Raw genomic sequence first — 18,429 nt, 5'->3', positions numbered from 1 at the left:
TGGGGGGGTCTGAGGACGGGATGTGCTCTTATCTCGAGAGTCTGGAGAGGTAGGCATGACGCTCCACTCAAAAGGGGGAGACCATTATAGAAATGGTCAAGATTCAATGCGGTGAAACGGTGACGGTGCCCAGGCAGCTTGCGGTGCCCCTGGCGCGGTGAGCGCCAAAGCGTCTACTTTTGGCAACGATAGCGCAGCCGCCCGCTATGGGGAGGGCTTGGTTGATTTCTATCCTTACTGATAGCATGCCTCGAACTGCTAATTTCTATATCTCAAAATGAAACCGGAAGGGAGGGCCCCTTGATATCTGTAGGTTCTCTATTTAGGCGCCAGCCCTCGCCGCTGATTGGCTTGGACATCAGTGCATCTGCTGTCAAGCTGGTCGAACTGAATCAAGACGGTCAAGGTGAGTGGGTGCTGGAGCGGTGCGCGACAGAGCCCTTGGACGCGGACTGGATCGTGGATGGCAACATCGAAAAATTCGATGAAGTGGCCGACGCGCTGCGGCGCCTGTTGAAGAAAAGCGGGACGCGGGCCAAGAACACGGCTCTTGCGTTACCTTATTCTGCGGTTATTACAAAAAGAATCATTTTGCCGGGCAGCCTCAGCGAGCAGGAGCTGGAGGTGCAGGTCGAGTCCGAGGCCAGCCAATACATTCCTTTCCCGTTGGACGAAGTGAGTCTAGATTTCTGTGTGGTGGGCGCGAACGCGAAGAACCCCAGCGACGTCGATGTGCTGCTCGCGGCCACACGCAAGGAACGGGTGGAAGAGCGCAACAACTTGGCGGTTTTGGTGGGGCTCAATCCGGTGGTGATGGACGTGGAGTCCTATGCCTCGCGTCTGGCGGCGGGGCGCTGGATTGCCAAGCTGCCGAACGCCGGCGCCGGTGAGCTGATTGCCTTGGTGAAGGTTGGCGCCCGTAACGTCAGCCTGCAAATCGTGCGTGACGATGAGGTTCTGCACGATAGCGAGCAGGCATTTGGCGGTGCGCAGTTAACCCAGATGATTGCGCGCCACTACGGGGTGACGGTGGAAGAGGCGGAGCTGAAGAAAAGGACGGGTGACTTGCCGGAGGATTATCCCCAGGCCGTGCTGCAGTCTTTTGTTGGCAGTCTGGCCCAGGATATCGGGCGCGCCCTGCAGTTCTTCTATACCAGCACGCCCTATCACAGCGTGCAGCATGTGGTGCTGTTTGGCGGCTCAGCAGGGGTGGCAGGTTTGGCCGAGGCGGTACAGGCGCAAACCGGCGTGCAGGCCCATGTGCTGAACCCCTTCGAGGGCATGAAGCTGTCGACGGGCGTGCTGCAGTCACGACTGAAGCAGGATGCCTCCATGTACCTCACGGCTTGCGGCTTGGCGATGCGGAGGTTCCTGTCGTGATCTTGATCAATCTATTGCCCCACAGAGAGGCTGCGCGCAAGCGCCGCAAAGAGGCGTTTCAGGTCACCATGTTCTTGGCCGTGGTCGTGGGTCTGTTGGTGGCGGCCCTGGTCTATTGGTGGTTCCAATCGCGGATTGAAAACCAGCAAGATCGCAACGCCTACCTGAGCTCGCAAATTGCCGTGCTGGACAAGCAGATCAAGGAAATTGCGGGCTTGGAAGGGGAAATCAATGCGCTGCGCGAGCGGCAGAAAGCGGTGGAGGCCTTGCAGGCCAACCGCAATTTGCCTGTGCATCTGCTGAATGAGCTGGTGCGCCAGCTCCCGGAAGGCGTGTACATCAGCTCGATCAAGCAAAACGGTCTGCAGGTCGAGATGAAGGGGGTTGCGCAATCCAACGAGCGTGTCTCGGAAGTGTTGCGCAATTTGTCTGGCAATACCGCCTGGTTTGCCAAACCTGATCTCAAAGAGATCGTGGCATCGACAGTGGCGTTGTCCCCGAAGGACCAACGCAAGGTGGTCAACTTCAATTTGAGCTTTTTGCTGGTGCTGCCTGTTGACGCAGAGTCTGGTGCAGCGGCTGTTGCGACTGGCGGGGCAAAACCATGAAATCCTCCAAAGTGCAGTTGAAGCTGGATGTCGCAGGGTATCTGGCCGATGCCAAGGCACAGTTCCAGGACCTGGATCCCAAGGACCCCTCACTGTGGCCCATCTTGCCCCGGGTACTGCTGTGCATCGCCATCACGTTGTTCACGGCGGGGGCAGCATGGTATTTCTACCTGAGCGACTTGGAAGTCGATTTGCAAAGCGAGCGCGATAAAGAGACCAGCTTGCGCGCAGACTACAGCAAGAAACTGCTCAAGGCAGTCAGCCTGGATGGCTTGAAGCAGCAGCGCGAGCAAGTGCAGCAATATGTGATCCAGCTGGAGAAACAGTTGCCCAGCAAATCGGAAATGGCGGCCTTGTTGTCTGATATCAACCAGGCTGGATTAGGGCGCAGTCTGCAGTTTGAACTGTTCAAGCCGGGTACCGAAGTCGTGAAAGACTTCTATGCAGAGTTGCCGATTGCCGTCAGGGTGTCCGGGCAGTTTCACGACATGGGCATGTTTGCGTCGGATGTGGCGCATTTGTCGCGCATCGTCACCCTGAATGACCTGTCGGTGGCACCCAAAGGCAAGGATGGTGTGCTGACGCTGGATGCGACGGCCAAGACCTACCGTTACTTGGATCCCGAGGAGATCAGTGGGCGGGCTGGCGCCCAAAAAACCAAGCGGGGTGGCAAATGATGAACCTCCGTAATGCGCGTTGGGTGGGCTGTCTGAGCGTTCTCCTGCTGCTGGGGTGCTCGGGGGATGAGCACGGGGACTTGCAGCAATGGGTGGCCGAACAACGGGCGGTGACCAAGCCCAGGATTCAGCCACTGAAGGAACCTTCGGTTTTCACCCCGCAAGCTTATGTGGCGGCCGATGGTGCAGACCCTTTCAGCATGAGCAAGCTGACCCAGGTTCTGACCCGCGAATCGGCGCAAAACACCTCGAATATGGCGCTCTTGATCGCAGAGCAGGGGCGGCGCAAGGAAGAGCTGGAAAGCTATCCCCTGGACAGCATGGTGATGGTGGGCAGCTTGCGCAAGGGCGGGCAGGATACCGCGCTGCTCAAGGTGAATCAGTTGATTTACCAGGTCAAGGCGGGCAACTATCTGGGGCAGAACTACGGGCGTATCGTCCAAATTGGAGAACACAGCATCAAGCTGCGTGAAATCGTCCAGGACCCTGCGGGGGACTGGGTGGAGCGCATGACCACGCTGGATCTGCAAGAGGGGAATAAATAATGCTGAAAAAGAAAAATTGGCTGTCCGCGCGCTGGTTGGCCGTATCCATGACTGCGTTGTGTTCCTCATGGGCCTGGGCGGCCAGCATCCAGTCGGTCACGGGGTCGTTGCAGGCCGGCGGTGAGGTGGTGCGCATCGAGCTCTCCGAGCCCCTGAGTGCACCTGTCACCGGGTTTGCCATCCAGACGCCGGCACGCATTGCGCTGGATTTCCCGCAGACCAGCAATGCCCTGGGGCAATCGTTGGTGGAGATTCAGCAGGGCAACCTGAACACCGCGAATGTGGTGGAGGTCTCCGGCCGTACGCGGCTGGTGCTGAATCTCAAGACCGCGACCACCTACCGCACGGAAACCAAGGGCAACACCGTCCTGGTGTTCCTGGATCCGGTGCAGCAGGCCTCGGCGATTGCGCCCACGGAATCGCCCAACCGCCGTCTGGTGGCCAAGCCGGTTCAGCAGGATGGGGCCGTGGTCCTGAAGGATGTCGATTTCCGCCGCAGTGCCGATGGCGCTGGCCGTGTGGTGGTGGATCTGGGCTCGCCGATGGTGAGTGCGGATGTCCGCCCTGAAGGCAAGGGGATCGTGGTGGATCTGCTGAAGACCAGTTTGCCGGAAGGATTGCGCCGTCGTCTGGACGTCGTGGATTTTGGAACGCCGGTGCAGGTGGTGACATCCAGCCAGCAAGGCGATCGCGTGCGCTTGCAGGTCGAAGCGACCGGGGAGTGGGAGCACAGTGCCTACCAAAGTGATAGCCAGTTCGTGCTGGAAGTGCGTCCCAAGCGCGTGGATCCAACCAAGCTGAGCAAAGGCCCCGGCTTCACCGGCGAGCGCCTGTCGCTGAACTTCCAGAACATCGAAGTGCGGTCGCTGCTGCAGGTGATCGCCGATTTCACGAACTTCAACATCGTGACATCCGACACGGTGGGTGGGGCCCTGACCCTGCGGCTCAAGGATGTGCCCTGGGACCAGGCGCTCAACATCATCATGGAGGCCAAGGGCCTGGGCATGAAGAAAAACGGCAATGTGCTGTGGATCGCACCCAAGGATGAGATCGATGAACGCACCAAGCGCGACTTCGAGGCGGCACGCAATATCGAGCAGTTGGAGCCTTTGCGCACCCAGGGCTTCCAGATAAACTACGCCAAGGCCGAAGATCTGAAAAAGCAGATTGCGGACAACAGTGGCTCCAGCGAAGCCAGCACGCGTTTCCTGTCGCAGCGAGGCTCTGCGATTGCCGAACCACGCACCAACCAACTGTTTGTGACGGATACCGCCAAGAAGCTGGAGGAGATCGCCAACCTGCTGAAGAAACTGGACGTGCCAGTGCGCCAGGTGCTGATCGAGGCGCGGATTGTCGAGGCGCGCGATACGTTCGGTCGCTCTCTGGGTGTCAAGTTTGGCGGGGGGTACCAAAGCCCCGGCCGCGGCAGCATCGGCACCGGCTATGCGCCGTATGGCACGACCACCAGCTCCCCGTTTGTCAATTTGCCGGCCGGCCTGTCGACCGGGGGCACGCCTTCGTCGCTGGCGCTGAGCATCTTCAACTCGGGGCTGACGCGTTTCCTGTCGCTGGAGCTGTCCGCCATGGAGGCGGAAGGCGAAGGCAAGGTGATCTCCAGTCCGCGTCTGCTGACCGCCGACCAGACCCAGGCGGTGATCGAGCAAGGTACCGAGTACCCCTACACCCAGACCGCCCCGAATGGCGCCACCACGGTGGCCTTCAAGAAGGCCGTGCTGAAGCTGGAAGTGGTGCCGCAGATCACGCCCGAGGGCAACATCATTCTGGATCTGGACCTGAACAAGGACTCGCGCGGCGAAACCACGCTCCAGGGGGTGGCCATCGATACCAAGCACATCAAGACCCAGGTGCTGGTGGAAAACGGTGGCACGGTGGTGATTGGCGGTATCTTCGAGATGGAAGAAACCAACCAGGTCAACAAGGTGCCGGTCCTGGGGGATATCCCCGTGATGGGCAACCTGTTCAAAAGCCGCACGCGCGAGTCGACCAAGCGCGAGATGCTGGTCTTCATCACCCCGCGCATGGTGACCGATGCGATTGCCCGCAACTGACAGCGCGCAATGTCGGTGACAATCCAAGACCGCCGCAAGGCGGTCTTTGTCTATGCATGAACAGGATGCGGTTGTGCACTTTTCTCTGATCGGCCTTCCGGGCTCCGGCAAATCCACCATCGGGCGCCAATTGGCACGCCAGTGGCATCTGCCCTTCATCGACTCCGACCATGTCATCGAGCAGCGCCTGGGCTGCACCATCAAGCAGTACTTTGCCGAGCATGGCGAAGCGGCGTTCCGCGACGTTGAGCAGCAGGTGCTGGCCGAGCTGCTGGCCGCCACGGCGCCCTGTGTGCTGTCCACCGGCGGTGGATCGGTGCTGCGCGCAGCCAACCGCCAGGCCTTGCAGGCCCACAGCACCGTGTTTTACCTGCAGTCCACGCCCGAGGACATTGCCCGCCGCCTGCGCAACGACACCACCCGGCCTTTGATGCAGGGGGACGATCCGCTGCAGCGCCTGCAGGAGCTGCTGGCGGTGCGCGAGCCGCTGTACCTGGCGACCGCCCACTACGTGGTGGATGCGGCGCGGCAAAACGCCAGCCAGGTCAGCCGCAAGATTGGCATGCAGGCCGAGTTGGCAGGCCTGCTGACGGGCCAGGGCGGCCCAGGGGCCGCGGGTGATTGAAGGTATAAATACGCCCCAATGCCACAGCGTGCCGCCGGGCTGCATGCTGTTTCCAGGCCGTGCTGGCCTGCCATGTTTGCCGAGATGCTTGCCGTGACCGAAACCCGCCACACCGTCCACATCGATTTGGGCGACCGCTCTTACCCCATCGTGATTGCTGCCGATCTGCTGGGGCAGGCCGCCACCTTCGCCGCCTGCCCCGATGCGGCGCAGGCCGTCATCGTCACCAACACCACGGTGCAGCCGCTGTATGCCGCGCAACTGCAGTCCGCGCTGGCGGGCAAGTACCGCCAGGTGCACACCGTGGTGCTGCCGGATGGCGAAGCCCACAAGGACTGGCAGACGCTGAACCTGATTTTCGACGGCCTGCTGCAGCAAGGCTGCGACCGCAAGACGGTGCTGTTTGCGCTGGGGGGCGGGGTGGTGGGCGACATGACCGGTTTCGCCGCGGCCAGCTACATGCGCGGCGTGCCGTTTGTGCAGGTGCCGACCACTCTGCTGTCCCAGGTGGATTCCAGCGTCGGCGGCAAGACGGCCATCAACCATCCCCTGGGCAAGAACATGATCGGCGCCTTCTACCAGCCGCAGCTGGTGGTGTGCGATCTGGCCACGCTGGACAGCCTGCCCCAGCGCGAAGTTGCGGCCGGACTGGCGGAAATCATCAAGTACGGCCCGATTGCCGACATGGCCTTCTTCGACTGGCTGGAAACGCACATCGATGCCTTGCGCCAGCGCGACCGCACGGCGCTGCTGCAGGCCGTGCGCCGCAGCGTGGAGATCAAGGCCTGGGTGGTGGGCCAGGACGAGAAGGAAGCTGGCCTGCGCGCCGTCCTCAACTTCGGCCACACCTTTGGTCACGCCATTGAGGCCGGCATGGGCTACGGCAACTGGTTGCACGGCGAAGGCGTGGGCGCCGGCATGGTGATGGCCGCGCACCTGTCGCAGGCACTGGGGCTGGTGGATGCGGCCTTTGTGCAGCGCCTGACGCGCCTGATCGAACGGGCAGGCCTGCCCACGCGTGGTGCCGTGCTGGATGCCGCGGACAACGCCGGTGCCTACCTGGCGCACATGCGCGTGGACAAGAAGGCCGAGGCGGGGGAAATCCGCTTTGTGCTGATCGATGGCCCAGGCAAGGCCGTGGTGCGCGCGGCGCCCGACGCGTTGGTGCGCCGTGTGATCGACACCTGCTGTGCCCAGGGCGTGGGCATCCAGGCGTAATCTGAAAAGATAGCTGCCAGCGCGCGCTGAACAAAGGTTTGGATTGCACAGTGGTCTAAAACCATTGTTTGGCAGGCGCAAGTCGCTATGCTTTTGTCGAGCACTGTGCGCTCGCCACCTTGGAACGTGAAACGGGAGGAGCTGCGTTTGGCACTGCAAACCTTGTCGCCCTGGGCCTGCCAGCCCGAGCAATCCCGCGGCCGCCGGTATCCGGAAGACGCCGCGCCGACGCGCACCGAACACCAGCGCGACCGCGATCGCATCGTGCATTCCAGCGCCTTCCGCCGCCTGGTCTACAAAACCCAGGTGTTCGTCAACCATGAGGGCGACCTTTTCCGCACGCGCCTGACCCACTCGCTGGAGGTGGCGCAGCTTGGTCGATCGATTGCCCGGCCGCTGGGCCTGAACGAAGACCTGGTCGAGGCCATCTGCCTGGCCCACGACCTGGGCCACACACCGTTTGGCCATGCTGGCCAGGATGAACTGAATGCCTGCATGCAGGCCTGGGGCGGGTTCGAGCACAACCTGCAAAGCCTGCGCGTGGTCGATGCGCTGGAAGAGCGCTACCCCCAGTACGACGGCCTCAACCTGACGTTCGAGACGCGCGAGGGCATCCTCAAGCACTGCTCGCACGCGAATGCGCTCAGGCTGGAGGCCCAGGAGCCGGGCGGCGTCGCCGCGCGCTTTCTCAGCGGGCGCCAGACTTCGCTGGAGGGGCAACTGGCCAACCTGGCCGATGCGATCGCCTACAACGCCCACGACGTGGACGACGGCGTGCGCTCCGGTCTGATCACGCTGGAACAGTTGCAGGCCGTGCCCCTGTTTGCGCATTTCCATGCCCAGACCCTGGCGGCCTACCCGCTGCTGGCGCAGGCGTCGGAGCAGCGGCGCCTGCTGTACGAGACCATCCGCCGCATGCTCAGCGCCCAGGTGTACGACGTGATCGACACCACGCGCGCGCAGATTGCCCAGGCGGGCGTGGCGCACGTGGACGATGTGCGGGCCCAGGGGCAGCGGCTGGTGGCCTTCAGCGCCGGCATGCAGGCGCAGTCCCAGGCGCTCAAGCATTTCCTGTTCCACCAGCTGTACCGCCACGACCAGGTGATGCAGACCATGGACGCCGCCCGCCAGGTGGTGCGTGAGCTGTTTGCCGCCTACCTGCAGCAGCCGGCGATGATGAAACCGCGCTTCGCCCAGCGCGCGCTGCAGGCGGACCAGGAGGCGGTCAAGGCCCGGGCCGTGGCCGACTTTGTGGCCGGCATGACGGACCGTTATGCCTCCCGAGAGCACGAACGCATCACGGGGCGCCAGCTGCTGGGCTGACGGGCGGGTGGAGTGGCGGCAATCCCAAGCGGTCTGCACCGCCAAGCCCGGCTGGCTAGAATTTGCAGCACAACACAAGAGGGGGCATGGTGCCCCCATTTGTTTTTAAGGCCGACCTATGACCGACACCTCCACCGAACGCTCCTTTCCTGAAGACATCGTGATCGCCGACACGGTGCGCTGGCTGGAAAAGGCCGTGATCGGCCTGAACCTGTGCCCGTTCGCCAAGAGCGTGCATGTCAAAGGGCAGATCCACTACGTGGTCAGCCAAGCCACGGACGCGGAAGGCGTGGTCATGGACTTGCACCGGGAGCTGGAGGCGTTGGCCGAAATCTCGCCCGACAAGCGCGACACCACCTTGCTGATCCTGCCGCAGGCGCTGCAGGAGTTCCTGGACTTCAACGACTTCCTGGAGGTGGCCGACGCCATGGTGGAAGAGCTGGAGCTGGGCGGCATCCTGCAGGTGGCATCCTTTCACCCGCGTTTCCAGTTCGAAGGCACGGACGTGGACGACGTCACCAACTGCACCAACCGTGCCCCCTATCCCACGCTGCACCTGCTGCGTGAAGACAGCATCGACAAGGCCGTGGAGGCTTTCCCCGAAGCCGAGACCATCTACGAGCGCAACATGGAAGTGCTGGAGCAGATGGGCATCGAAGGCTGGCTGGACCTGGACCTGGCGGCACGCTGCCCGTTCACCGGCCGCGATGCCACGCCCCCAACCGAGAAAGATTGATGAGCAGACACGACAAGGCCGGCAAGACCCCGGCCAAAACTGCGGGCGGCAAACCCGCCCCCCAAGACATCGCCACGCAGCTGGAGCTGAAACCCGGCCAGAGCATCGAGCTGCTCAAGGCGCTGCACATCCTGACGCGCGACGGCAAGCTCAACCAGGACTCCCGCCGCAAGCTCAAGCAGGTCTACCACCTCTACCAGTTCATCGAACCCATCCTGCAGGAGCTGGGGCAGGGTGGCCAGGCCCTCACGCTGGCCGACCATGGCGCCGGCAAGTCCTACCTGGGCTTCATCCTGTACGACCTGTACTTCAAGGCCCAGGCGCAGGGTCACATCTACGGCATCGAAACCCGCGCCCCCCTGGTCGAGGCCTCGCAGACACTGGCGGCCGAGCTGGGCTTTGCGCGCATGCATTTCCTGAACATGTCGGTGGCCGAATCCACGCGTGCCGATGCCATGCCCGAGCGTTTTGACGTGGTCACGGCGCTGCACGCCTGCGACACCGCCACCGACGACGCCATCGCGTTTGGGCTGGAAAAGAAGGCCAAGGCCATGGTCCTGGTGCCCTGCTGCCAGGCCGAAGTGGCTGCCTGCTTGCGCCAGACGAAGGCGCTGAGTCTGTCGCGCACCCCTCTGGCAGAGCTGTGGCGCCACCCCATCCACACGCGGGAAATGGGCAGCCAGATCACCAACGTGCTGCGCTGCCTGTACCTGGAGGCCAGCGGCTACCAGGTGACCGTGACCGAGCTGGTGGGCTGGGAACACAGCATGAAGAACGAGCTGATCGTGGCGCGCTACACCGGGCACAAGAAACGCAGCGCGGCCGAGCGCCTGCAACAGCTGCTGACCGAGTTCGGGCTGGAAACCCTGGCACAGCAGCGCTTCAAAGTGGCGTTGCCGAAGAGTGGGGGCGCGGGCGAAGTGTAGTTTTTTGTATACAGTCGCCCAAAAAGTTGAGTGGCAACAAACTCCTGAAATGATAGCTTTAAGCGCTTAAATTTAAAGTTTTTCAACATTATTTTGTGTTGAATTCCTTTAATTGCAAGCGCTTATTGCTATAAAAAACGAAGTGGAAAAGATTGTTTGAAACAGAAAGGCAATGTTTTCCTTGGTTTTTTTGCTATTGAGTTTGTGTAGTGATAGTTTTTTTGTTCTTGTAGGATCTTTCCTGCATTCGTGCGGGGTGAAGGATGTGACCTAGATAAGCGGCTTGGAGATGGTTGTCTTTTTTTGTGTAAGTAAATTAAAGTTTATGAAAATTTAAATCTTTGCCTTCTGCTGATTAGTTTTTTCAATCAGTCGGGGCCAGTTGCAACTCACTGAGAGAGACCTCTTATGAAAATGCGTCAACTCCCTCGCCTGATGGCCTCGCTGGGCTTCACGTCCCTTGCCGTGGGTGCCTGGGGCCAACAGGCGGCCCCCGCGCCTGCAGCGCAGGCCCCGGTTGTGGCCCAGCCACAGCTCAACCAGGTTGTGGATCGTGCCATCACGTCCCACCCTGAAATCATGGCCCGCTACCATGACTTTGTCTCGTCGCTGGAAGACCAGAACATCGCCCGTGCCGGCTGGCGCCCCCAGGTGACTGCTTCGGGCTGGGTGGGCAAGGAATGGCGCAGCAACATTGAAAACGTCCCCTCCTACAACTGGAGCCGACCTGGCTGGAACCTGGAGTTGCGCCAGCTGATTTTTGATGCGGGCGCCACGACCAACCGCATCCGCCAGTTCGGCTTCGAGAAGCTGTCCAAGTACTACGACCTGCGTGCCACGACCAATGCCCTGGCCAACGAGGCCGTAGGGGCCTACCTGGACGTGCAGCGTTATCGCACCATGCAGACCCTGGCGCAGGACAACTTCTCCATGCACCAGACCACGCTCAACCAGTTGCGTGAGCGCCAACAGTCGGGTGTCGGACGTGGCGTCGATATGGAACAGGCCAGTGGTCGCCTGTCGCTGGCACAGACCAACCTGATGACTGAGAGCAACAACCTCAACGATGTCACCCAGCGCTACCGCCGTCTGGTCGGTGAGTACCCTCCAGCACAGATGGAACCCGTGCCAGCTGCCGTGACCGGTCTGCCCGTGGTCGGTCAGACCAAGAACTTCGAGGATGCCCTGCGCGCCAATCCGACCATCTTGTCCAAGCAGGCTTTGGTCCAGGCCGCCGAGGCCGGCGAAAAGGTCGCCAAGGCTGCGTTCGCCCCCACCGTGGACCTGCGCGCTTCCACCGGCCGTGATCGCGAGCAGCCCGGCGCCTTGTACCGCGACGTGCAAAGCTCTCGCGTACAGCTGATGCTGACATATCCCCTGTACCGTGGTGGTGCCGATTCCGCACGCATCCGCCAGACCGCTGCGCAAAACTATGCCGCCCGGGATGTGCGTGACTACACCTGCCGCAACGTGCAGCAAGAGCTGTCGATTGCCTGGAACAACATCCAGCGTTTGCGCCAGCAACTGCCCTTCCTGCGCGAGCACGAGTTGTCGACATCCAAAGTCCGAGTGGCTTACCAGCAGCAATTCAGCATTGGCCAGCGGTCGCTGCTGGACTTGCTGGATACCGAGAACGAGCTGTTCGATGCCCGCCGCGCGCTGCTGAATGCCGAGTACGACCTGAAGAAGGCCGAGTACTACTGGCTGACACTGTCCAGCCAAGTGCTGCAGACCCTGGGTCTGGCACAGCCTTACAACGACAACCAGCCGGAAGAGCAGCAAAACCTGGTCTTGCCTGACGATCCTGTCATGGCTTGTTCCGATGCGCTGCCAGACACCAGCAACTTGACACCTGTGGCCCTGCAGCAGACCGGTTCATCCACGCCGCGCACCCCTAACTGATCACGTCCCCCGGCTGCAGGGGATATGCAGCGCCCTTGTGAGGGAGGGCAGTATGGCAACAAAAGATGCAAACGATGGACCGCGTAAAGGCCAGCAAGACTTCTCCGCCCTGGATGATGATTTCATCCGGGTGCTGGAGGATTTGATTGATGCTTTGCTGAGCAATGGCACGCTGCGATTGACTGATCTGCCGCCCCAGGCGCTGGAAAAGCTCAATCGCCGCAAGCAGGTGCGCGAGCGTTTGCGCAACTCGCTGGACTTGCTGCCCGATGACGACGGTCTGATCTAACACGACAGAGCAACTCCTATGGATACTTCCCAAGAGACCCTGTCGGCCCCTGCTGCGATGCCTGTCGCAGATCGACTGCCTCCGCACAGCACACAGGATGATCCTTTGCTGGATTGCCTGGTGGAAATCACCCGCATGCATGGCACGCCCTACACCGCGCAGGCGTTGAGCAATGGCTTGCCATTGGAAAACAATCGCCTGACGCCGTCGCTGCTGGAGCGTGCCGCAGCCCGCGCCAAGTTCAGCTCCCGTATTCTGCGGCGCGCGTTGCAGGGCATACCGAGCGGATTGCTGCCCGCAATTGTGTTGTTGCATGACAGCCGCGCCGCCATCTTGCTGGAGGAGCGCGAAGACGGCTCGTTCCTGCTGCAATTCCCCGAAGTCAGCAGCACGGTCGAGATGACAGCGGCAGAGCTGCAAGCTGTCTACACCGGCTATCTTTGCTTTGTCCGGCCTCAGTTCCGCTTTGAAAAGCGTGCGTCGCAGGGCGTGGTGGGGAAGCAGGGGCACTGGTTCTGGTCTGCAGTGCTGGACAACAAGCGTCTGTACCGGGATGCGCTGCTCGCGGCGGTGCTCATCAACCTGTTTGCGTTGGCGATTCCCTTGTTCAGCATGAATGTGTATGACCGCGTGGTGCCCAACAATGCGGTGGAGACGCTTTGGGTGCTGGCCATCGGTGTGGGCTTGATCCTGTTCTTCAACTTTGTACTTGCGACGGCGCGGGCCTATGTGGTTGACACCGCGAGCAAGCGCATCGACGTGCAGCTTTCCGCGCAGATCATGGAGCGTGTGCTGGATTTACGCATGGAAAGCCGCCCGGCATCAGTGGGCTCATTTGCCGCCAATTTGCGGTCGTTTGAATCGGTGCGCGACTTCATCGCCTCGGCCAGCCTTACCACCTTGGTCGACCTGCCGTTTGTGCTGCTGTTCCTGGTGGTGTTGGCCTGGATTTCACCCTGGATGGTGCTGCCGCCGGTCGTGGCGATCGGATTGGTTTTGCTGGTTTCGTTCTTTGCGCAATCCAGCCTGGAAAGCTTGACGGTCAAGACCTTCCAGGCCACGTCACAACGCAATGCGCTGTTGGTGGAGGCGCTGACCAATCTGGATGCCGTCAAGACCTTGAATGCCCAAGGCGGCGTGCAGCGCCTGTGGGAGAGTGCATCGCAGTACATCGCCCTGATTGGGGGCAAGATCAAGCTGATTTCATCTGCCAATGTGAATTTCGTGCAGGTGATGCAGCAATTGGTGACGGTGGCGGTCGTGGTCATCGGCGTGTACCTGGTGCAAGGCGCCCAGCTGTCGATGGGGGGGATCATTGCGGCCTCGATGATTGCTGGGCGCTGCATTTCTCCGCTCGGTCAGGTGGCTGGCTTGATGATGCAGTACCACAATGCGCGCACTTCGCTGGCTTCTATCGACAATTACATGAAGATGCCTGTGGAACATGGCGCCGATAAAGAGTTTGTGGCGCGGCCCGTTATCAAGGGCGGCGTGGAGTTTCGGCAGGTCAGCTTTACCTATCCTGGTCAGGAACAGCCTGCGCTGACGGGCGTGAGCTTTCAGGTGCGGCCGGGTGAGAAGGTCGGGGTGATCGGCCGTATCGGCTCCGGCAAGACCACCCTGGAAAAGCTCATTCTGGGCCTGTACCAGCCCACGGAGGGCGTGATCTTGGTCGATGGTGTGGATGTGCGCCAGATGGATCCAATCGATTTGCGGCGTTCCATTGGCCATGTGCCGCAGGACCCGATGCTCTTTTACGGCAGCCTCAAGCACAACCTGCTGGTGGGGGCTCCGTACGCTTCTGAAGGCGACATGCTGCATGCTGCGCAGATCGCCGGCGTGGATGAATTCGCTGCCGAGCATCCGAAAGGCTACGACATGGCGATTGGCGAACGTGGCGAATCTCTGTCCGGGGGACAGCGCCAGTCGATCGCCGTCGCCCGCGCCTTGATCCAGGACCCTCCAATCCTGTTGCTGGATGAGCCCAGCAGCAATTTGGACAACCAAAGCGAAGCCTTGCTAAGACAGCGCTTGCAGCGCGCCAGTGCCGACAAGACGATCATCTTGGTCACGCACAGAACCGCGTTGCTGGAACTGGTCGATCGTTTGATCGTAATTGATTGCGGAAAAATCGTGGCTGATGGTGCCAAGGAACAGGTGATCCAAGCGCTCAAATCGGGCCGGATCGCACGGGCGGGAGGGCGCACATGAAGCGGCCTGAGAGCAAACCCAGCAGATGGAAGCAGCGCTGGGAGAACTGGCTGGTCGAGGGGGATGCCAAGAAGGACACATTGGCGGCCTCCGACCTGGCCGCGGATGCCCAATGGGCTGCCAGCCAGCAGCAGGCCAAGGGGTCAAGCATCTTGCTGTGGAGTTCCCTGCTGTGCGTGCTGGTGCTTTTGATCTGGGCCAGTCTGGGCTATATCGACGAAGTGGTGCGTGGCCAGGGCAAGGTCGTGCCATCGCGACAGGTGCAGGTGGTGCAAAGCCTCGATGGCGGGGTCGTGGAGGAGATTTTGGTGCGGCCCGGTCAACGGGTGGATGCCGGACAGGTCTTGCTGCGGCTGGATCCTACGCGTTCCACAGCTTCGCTCGGAGAGAACAAGGCCGAGACCTTGGCGTTGAAAGCCAAGGCCGCGCGTTTGGAGGCGCTGGCCACGGGTGAGCCTTTCAAGGCCCCCGATGATGTGCTCAAACAGGCGCCGAATGTGGTTGAGATGGAGCGGCGAGTGTGGGAAAGCAAAACCCAGGAATTGCAGACCGCCATCAGTATTGCGCGTGACCAATTCAATCAGCGGCAGCAGGAGCTGCGCGAGACCATGGCCAACCGCGATCAGGCTGCATCCAGCTGCAGTTTGACTTCAGAGGAGTTGCGGGTCACCAAGCCTCTGCTGAGCAGTGGCGCTGTGTCGGAAGTGGATCTGCTGCGCTTGCAGCGTGATGTGGCCCGTTTCTGTGGCGAGGCCAAGGCCGCAGGTGCGCAGATTGGTCGCATCCAGGCGGCCATCCAGGAGGCTGAACGCAAGGTCCAGGAATCGGAGCTGAACGCCCGCAACCTGGCCCGGGTGGAACTGTCGGAGACCCGGGGTAAGCTTTCGTCCTTGGAGCAAGGACAGCTGGCGCTGCAGGATCGTGTCAAGCTGGCAGAGGTGCGCTCGCCTGTGCGGGGCACGGTCAACAACCTGATGGCCAACACCGTCGGTGGGGTGGTGCAGCCGGGCAAGGACATTCTAGATATTGTCCCTATGGATGACACCTTGCTGCTGGAGGTGCAGATCAACCCGAAGGACATCGGTTTTCTGCATTTTGGCCAACAGGCCGAAGTCAAGTTCACCGCGTATGACTTTGCAATATACGGCGGGCTGGCAGGCAAGGTGGAGCAAATTGGTGCCAACACGATCACCGATGAGAAAGGCAACTCTTTTTATATCGTGAAGGTTCGGACCGATCGTGCCCATGTGGGCGATGACTCGCGGCCGATCATTCCAGGCATGCAGGCAGAGGTGCATATCCTGACGGGGCAGCGCACCCTGATGCAGTACCTGCTTAAACCTATTTTGCGGGCCAAAGCAAATGCTTTCACAGAGCGTTGAGCTTGCGCTTCAAGCACGCGAGGAAAAGATGCAAGTACAGCCTATTTTGGTGGTGACACAGGACGCAGGTCTATGGCAGAGCTGGCAGCTGTTGGCGCAATCTGGCAAGCAACCCTATCGCGGGGTCGGCATGCAGGACATGCTCAATTGGAAAGCCAGAGGGCATCGGCTGGTGATTGTGGATATGGCACTCCTGAAGCAACTGGGCGCCGAAGAGCAATGGTCGGCGTACTTTGATGGGCTGTGCGTGTTGGTGCTGAGCGCCCACATGAGTGATACCGAAGGGCAATTGGTGTTGGCCAAGGGGGCCAGCGGCTATGCCCATAGCCATTTGCCGATGGAGTCCTTGGCCCTGGTCATCAGCAGTTTGGAGAGTGGAGCCATCTGGCTGGGCCGCAGCCTGCTACAGAAAATGCTCCACGATATTGACCAACGGTTGCCGGTGGCCACGGCCAACGACTGGGCGCAAGCACTGTCCAGCCGGGAGGCTGAAGTGGCTCGCCTGGCGGCGGTGGGGCACAGCAATGCGGACATCGCCCAAAAGCTATTGATCACCGAGAGAACCGTGCGGGCCCATTTGTCTGCAGTGTTTGAAAAGCTGCATGTTGGCGACCGTCTTCAACTGGCGCTCCAGGTGCATGGAATTCGCCGTTAGCACTCTTGGGTCTTGTAGGAAAAATTCTTGTTGTGCTGAAAGTTAATGGCGCCTTGGGCGCCATTTTCGTTCTTCAAATGCATTGTTTCCTGTGCGTCTGTATGAAGGCCGTATTTGTATTGGCTTTGTAGCCAATAGTTTTCCAAGTGTTTGCTTCTTAGCATTTTCTCCAAGGGTGGCGCATCGCGTCAGTGATCTCGATATTTTGGAGAAATGTCATGGCCAACACTTTTGCATTGATCACCAAGCTGGAAGGACAAGCTTGGATTCGTGACGCTGACGGCAACCTGCAGCCTCTGCGGGTCGGGATGCGTATTCCTGTGGATGCAGAAATCATCACTGCGGCCGGTGCCCAGCTGTCGCTGCAAGGCAGTGAAAGCGGTGTCTTGCAAGTCGCTGAAAACCAGCAGCTCAAACTGGCCGATGATTTGTTCAAGACGGCGGATCCTGCGGAATCAGCGCTGGCCAATCCTGCAGATACGGATGTCAATGCATTGATTACGGCGCTGAATCAAGGCCAGGATCCCTTGGCGCAGTTGGATCCCACTGCGGCAACCCTGGCTGGCGGTGATGGTGCAGGCAGCACCTATGTGCGCCTGTCCAGCGTGATTGAGAACACAACGCCCCTCGCCTTGGAATATCCACGCTCTGTGGCGACGCCAACGGCAGATGTCATTTCGGGCGGGGTGATTGCGCCAGAAGAGCCCGCGCCACAGGCAGGGGTCGGTGGTGACGCAAAGTCTGTCTACGAAGCCGGTTTGAATCAAGAAGCCTCCAGCGAAACCACCAGCGGTAGCATCGCCATAAGTGCCAGCGATGGCATCAGCTCCATCACGATTGGTGGCGTGAGCTTCACCTTGGCTCAGCTGTTGGGGGATGTCGGTTTGCTGCCATCCGTGAATACGGGTGAAGGAACCCTTCGAATCACGGGATATACCCCGGGTGCCAACAACCAAGCGGGCACGGTCAGCTACGAATACACGCTGAACGCGGCACAGCAGCATGCGCCAGGAGCAAACAACAACACCTTGCCGGATACAGTTGGCATCACGGTGCTGGGTGCGGGCGGCAGCACGGCTGGCGGCAGCATCAACATCACCATCGTGGACGATGTGCCGGTGGCGACAGCCATCAATGCGGGCGTGGTGACAGAAGACAGTGCAACCACCGTGGTGGACGGTAACGTCAAGACGGCCACGGGCAACAGCTTTGGTGCGGACGGCCAAGCCGTGCTCGATGCGGATGCCGTGACCTGGGGCAGCGTCAACGCCGTGCTCAACGGTGGCGCTGCAGTCAATCTGAGCAACTACGGTGCGCTGGTGCGCAACGCAGACGGCAGCTGGAGCTTCACGCTGGACAACAGCAAACCTGCGACCCAGGCGCTGAATGCCGGAGACACGATTGCCGTGACGCTGGGCTACAGCCTGACCGACAAGGACAGCGACACCCGCAGCAGCACCATCAGCTTCAACATCCAAGGTGCAGACGACACGGCCCGGGTGACCGTCAATGCGGGCGATGACAACGACTTTGTGTATGAAGCGGGTCTGACCAGTGCAGCGACCACGGAGAGCACCACGGGCGTGATCACCGTGCAAGCCAGCGATGGCGTTGCCAAGGTCACGATTGGTGGTGTCGAGTACACCGTGGCACAGCTGGGTGGCAACCTGGCTGCATTGGGTACCGTGAACACAGACGAAGGCACCTTGACCATCACCTCGTTCAGCCTGGCGGGTGATGGCAAGAGCGCCGACATTGGCTACAGCTACACGCTCAATGCTGCCCAGCAGCATGCGCCAGGAGCAAACAACAACACCTTGCCGGATACAGTTGGCATCACGGTGCTGGGTGCGGGCGGCAGCACGGCTGGCGGCAGCATCAAC

16 protein-coding genes are annotated in these 18,429 nt (G+C 60.7%); all 16 read left to right on the top strand.

The genetic code is table 11. The features are described from left to right. Positions 1 to 300 precede the first annotated feature (300 nt). The gene (locus FYM52_RS11650) at positions 301 to 1,380 is read left to right on the top strand and encodes a pilus assembly protein PilM (RefSeq protein WP_154164213.1); all 1,080 of its coding nucleotides are present in this window, start codon (positions 301 to 303) and stop codon (positions 1,378 to 1,380) included. Then, positions 1,377 to 1,988 carry a PilN domain-containing protein gene (locus FYM52_RS11645; RefSeq protein WP_043385471.1) on the top strand — a complete coding sequence of 204 codons (612 nt, stop codon included), beginning with the start codon at positions 1,377 to 1,379 and terminating at the stop codon, positions 1,986 to 1,988. Before FYM52_RS11650 ends, FYM52_RS11645 begins: the two co-directional genes overlap by 4 nt. After that, the gene (locus tag FYM52_RS11640; protein WP_043385476.1) at positions 1,985 to 2,665 is read left to right on the top strand and encodes a type 4a pilus biogenesis protein PilO; all 681 of its coding nucleotides are present in this window, start codon (positions 1,985 to 1,987) and stop codon (positions 2,663 to 2,665) included. The genes FYM52_RS11645 and FYM52_RS11640 overlap by 4 nt, the downstream gene beginning before the upstream one ends. Continuing rightward, a complete protein-coding gene (locus FYM52_RS11635) occupies positions 2,662 to 3,210 on the top strand; it encodes a pilus assembly protein PilP (RefSeq protein ID WP_043385479.1) in 549 nt (182 codons plus the stop codon). Before FYM52_RS11640 ends, FYM52_RS11635 begins: the two co-directional genes overlap by 4 nt. Next, the gene (gene pilQ, locus FYM52_RS11630) at positions 3,210 to 5,279 is read left to right on the top strand and encodes a type IV pilus secretin PilQ (protein WP_043385482.1); all 2,070 of its coding nucleotides are present in this window, start codon (positions 3,210 to 3,212) and stop codon (positions 5,277 to 5,279) included. The genes FYM52_RS11635 and pilQ overlap by 1 nt, the downstream gene beginning before the upstream one ends. Before the next feature lie 73 nt (positions 5,280 to 5,352). Next, on the top strand, positions 5,353 to 5,904 hold the full coding sequence (locus FYM52_RS11625) for a shikimate kinase (RefSeq protein ID WP_370513835.1): 552 nt from the start codon (positions 5,353 to 5,355) through the stop codon (positions 5,902 to 5,904). Positions 5,905 to 5,988: 84 nt separating this feature from the next. Then, positions 5,989 to 7,122, top strand: coding sequence for a 3-dehydroquinate synthase (aroB, locus tag FYM52_RS11620; RefSeq protein ID WP_154164212.1), 1,134 nt, complete (start codon positions 5,989 to 5,991; stop codon positions 7,120 to 7,122). A 147-nt stretch (positions 7,123 to 7,269) separates the two neighbouring features. Continuing rightward, positions 7,270 to 8,445, top strand: a complete 1,176-nt coding sequence (locus tag FYM52_RS11615) for a deoxyguanosinetriphosphate triphosphohydrolase (RefSeq protein WP_238826189.1) — start codon at positions 7,270 to 7,272, stop codon at positions 8,443 to 8,445. Positions 8,446 to 8,563: 118 nt separating this feature from the next. Next, complete coding sequence (locus FYM52_RS11610; RefSeq protein ID WP_042414389.1) at positions 8,564 to 9,181, top strand: DUF1415 domain-containing protein; 618 nt, start codon at positions 8,564 to 8,566, stop codon at positions 9,179 to 9,181. Further along, complete coding sequence (locus FYM52_RS11605; protein WP_154164210.1) at positions 9,181 to 10,107, top strand: SAM-dependent methyltransferase; 927 nt, start codon at positions 9,181 to 9,183, stop codon at positions 10,105 to 10,107. Before FYM52_RS11610 ends, FYM52_RS11605 begins: the two co-directional genes overlap by 1 nt. 408 nt (positions 10,108 to 10,515) lie before the next feature. Next, complete coding sequence (locus tag FYM52_RS11600) at positions 10,516 to 12,009, top strand: TolC family outer membrane protein (RefSeq protein WP_154164209.1); 1,494 nt, start codon at positions 10,516 to 10,518, stop codon at positions 12,007 to 12,009. 52 nt (positions 12,010 to 12,061) lie between these two features. Next, positions 12,062 to 12,298 carry a hypothetical protein gene (locus tag FYM52_RS11595; protein WP_042414384.1) on the top strand — a complete coding sequence of 79 codons (237 nt, stop codon included), beginning with the start codon at positions 12,062 to 12,064 and terminating at the stop codon, positions 12,296 to 12,298. Between the two features lie 18 nt (positions 12,299 to 12,316). Next, positions 12,317 to 14,509, top strand: a complete 2,193-nt coding sequence (locus FYM52_RS11590; protein ID WP_081770787.1) for a type I secretion system permease/ATPase — start codon at positions 12,317 to 12,319, stop codon at positions 14,507 to 14,509. Continuing rightward, entirely contained in the window at positions 14,506 to 15,891 is a 1,386-nt protein-coding gene (locus tag FYM52_RS11585) for an HlyD family type I secretion periplasmic adaptor subunit (RefSeq protein ID WP_154164208.1), read from the top strand. The genes FYM52_RS11590 and FYM52_RS11585 overlap by 4 nt, the downstream gene beginning before the upstream one ends. Further along, positions 15,872 to 16,546, top strand: a complete 675-nt coding sequence (locus tag FYM52_RS11580) for a response regulator transcription factor (RefSeq protein WP_238826188.1) — start codon at positions 15,872 to 15,874, stop codon at positions 16,544 to 16,546. Before FYM52_RS11585 ends, FYM52_RS11580 begins: the two co-directional genes overlap by 20 nt. A gap of 236 nt (positions 16,547 to 16,782) precedes the next feature. Further along, positions 16,783 to 18,429, top strand: a 1,647-nt coding sequence (locus FYM52_RS11575; protein ID WP_162524707.1) for a retention module-containing protein, incomplete at its 3' end; no start/stop codon positions are given.

The organism is Comamonas sp. CAH-2, from assembly GCF_009668305.1.
Taxonomy (GTDB): domain Bacteria; phylum Pseudomonadota; class Gammaproteobacteria; order Burkholderiales; family Burkholderiaceae_C; genus Comamonas; species Comamonas aquatica.
This window is presented reverse-complemented; position numbering and strand designations above follow the sequence as displayed.

Bases quoted from the DNA above. Each gene is read 5' to 3' on its own strand.
- FYM52_RS11635 (WP_043385479.1), top strand. From the start codon at position 2,662: ATGATGAACCTCCGTAATGCGCGTTGGGTGGGCTGTCTGAGCGTTCTC.
- FYM52_RS11585 (WP_154164208.1), top strand. From the start codon at position 14,506: ATGAAGCGGCCTGAGAGCAAACCCAGCAGATGGAAGCAGCGCTGGGAG.
- FYM52_RS11640 (WP_043385476.1), top strand. From the start codon at position 1,985: ATGAAATCCTCCAAAGTGCAGTTGAAGCTGGATGTCGCAGGGTATCTG.
- aroB (WP_154164212.1), top strand. From the start codon at position 5,989: ATGCTTGCCGTGACCGAAACCCGCCACACCGTCCACATCGATTTGGGC.
- FYM52_RS11600 (WP_154164209.1), top strand. From the start codon at position 10,516: ATGAAAATGCGTCAACTCCCTCGCCTGATGGCCTCGCTGGGCTTCACG.
- FYM52_RS11590 (WP_081770787.1), top strand. From the start codon at position 12,317: ATGGATACTTCCCAAGAGACCCTGTCGGCCCCTGCTGCGATGCCTGTC.
- FYM52_RS11610 (WP_042414389.1), top strand. From the start codon at position 8,564: ATGACCGACACCTCCACCGAACGCTCCTTTCCTGAAGACATCGTGATC.
- FYM52_RS11580 (WP_238826188.1), top strand. From the start codon at position 15,872: ATGCTTTCACAGAGCGTTGAGCTTGCGCTTCAAGCACGCGAGGAAAAG.
- FYM52_RS11605 (WP_154164210.1), top strand. From the start codon at position 9,181: ATGAGCAGACACGACAAGGCCGGCAAGACCCCGGCCAAAACTGCGGGC.
- FYM52_RS11595 (WP_042414384.1), top strand. From the start codon at position 12,062: ATGGCAACAAAAGATGCAAACGATGGACCGCGTAAAGGCCAGCAAGAC.
- pilQ (WP_043385482.1), top strand. From the start codon at position 3,210: ATGCTGAAAAAGAAAAATTGGCTGTCCGCGCGCTGGTTGGCCGTATCC.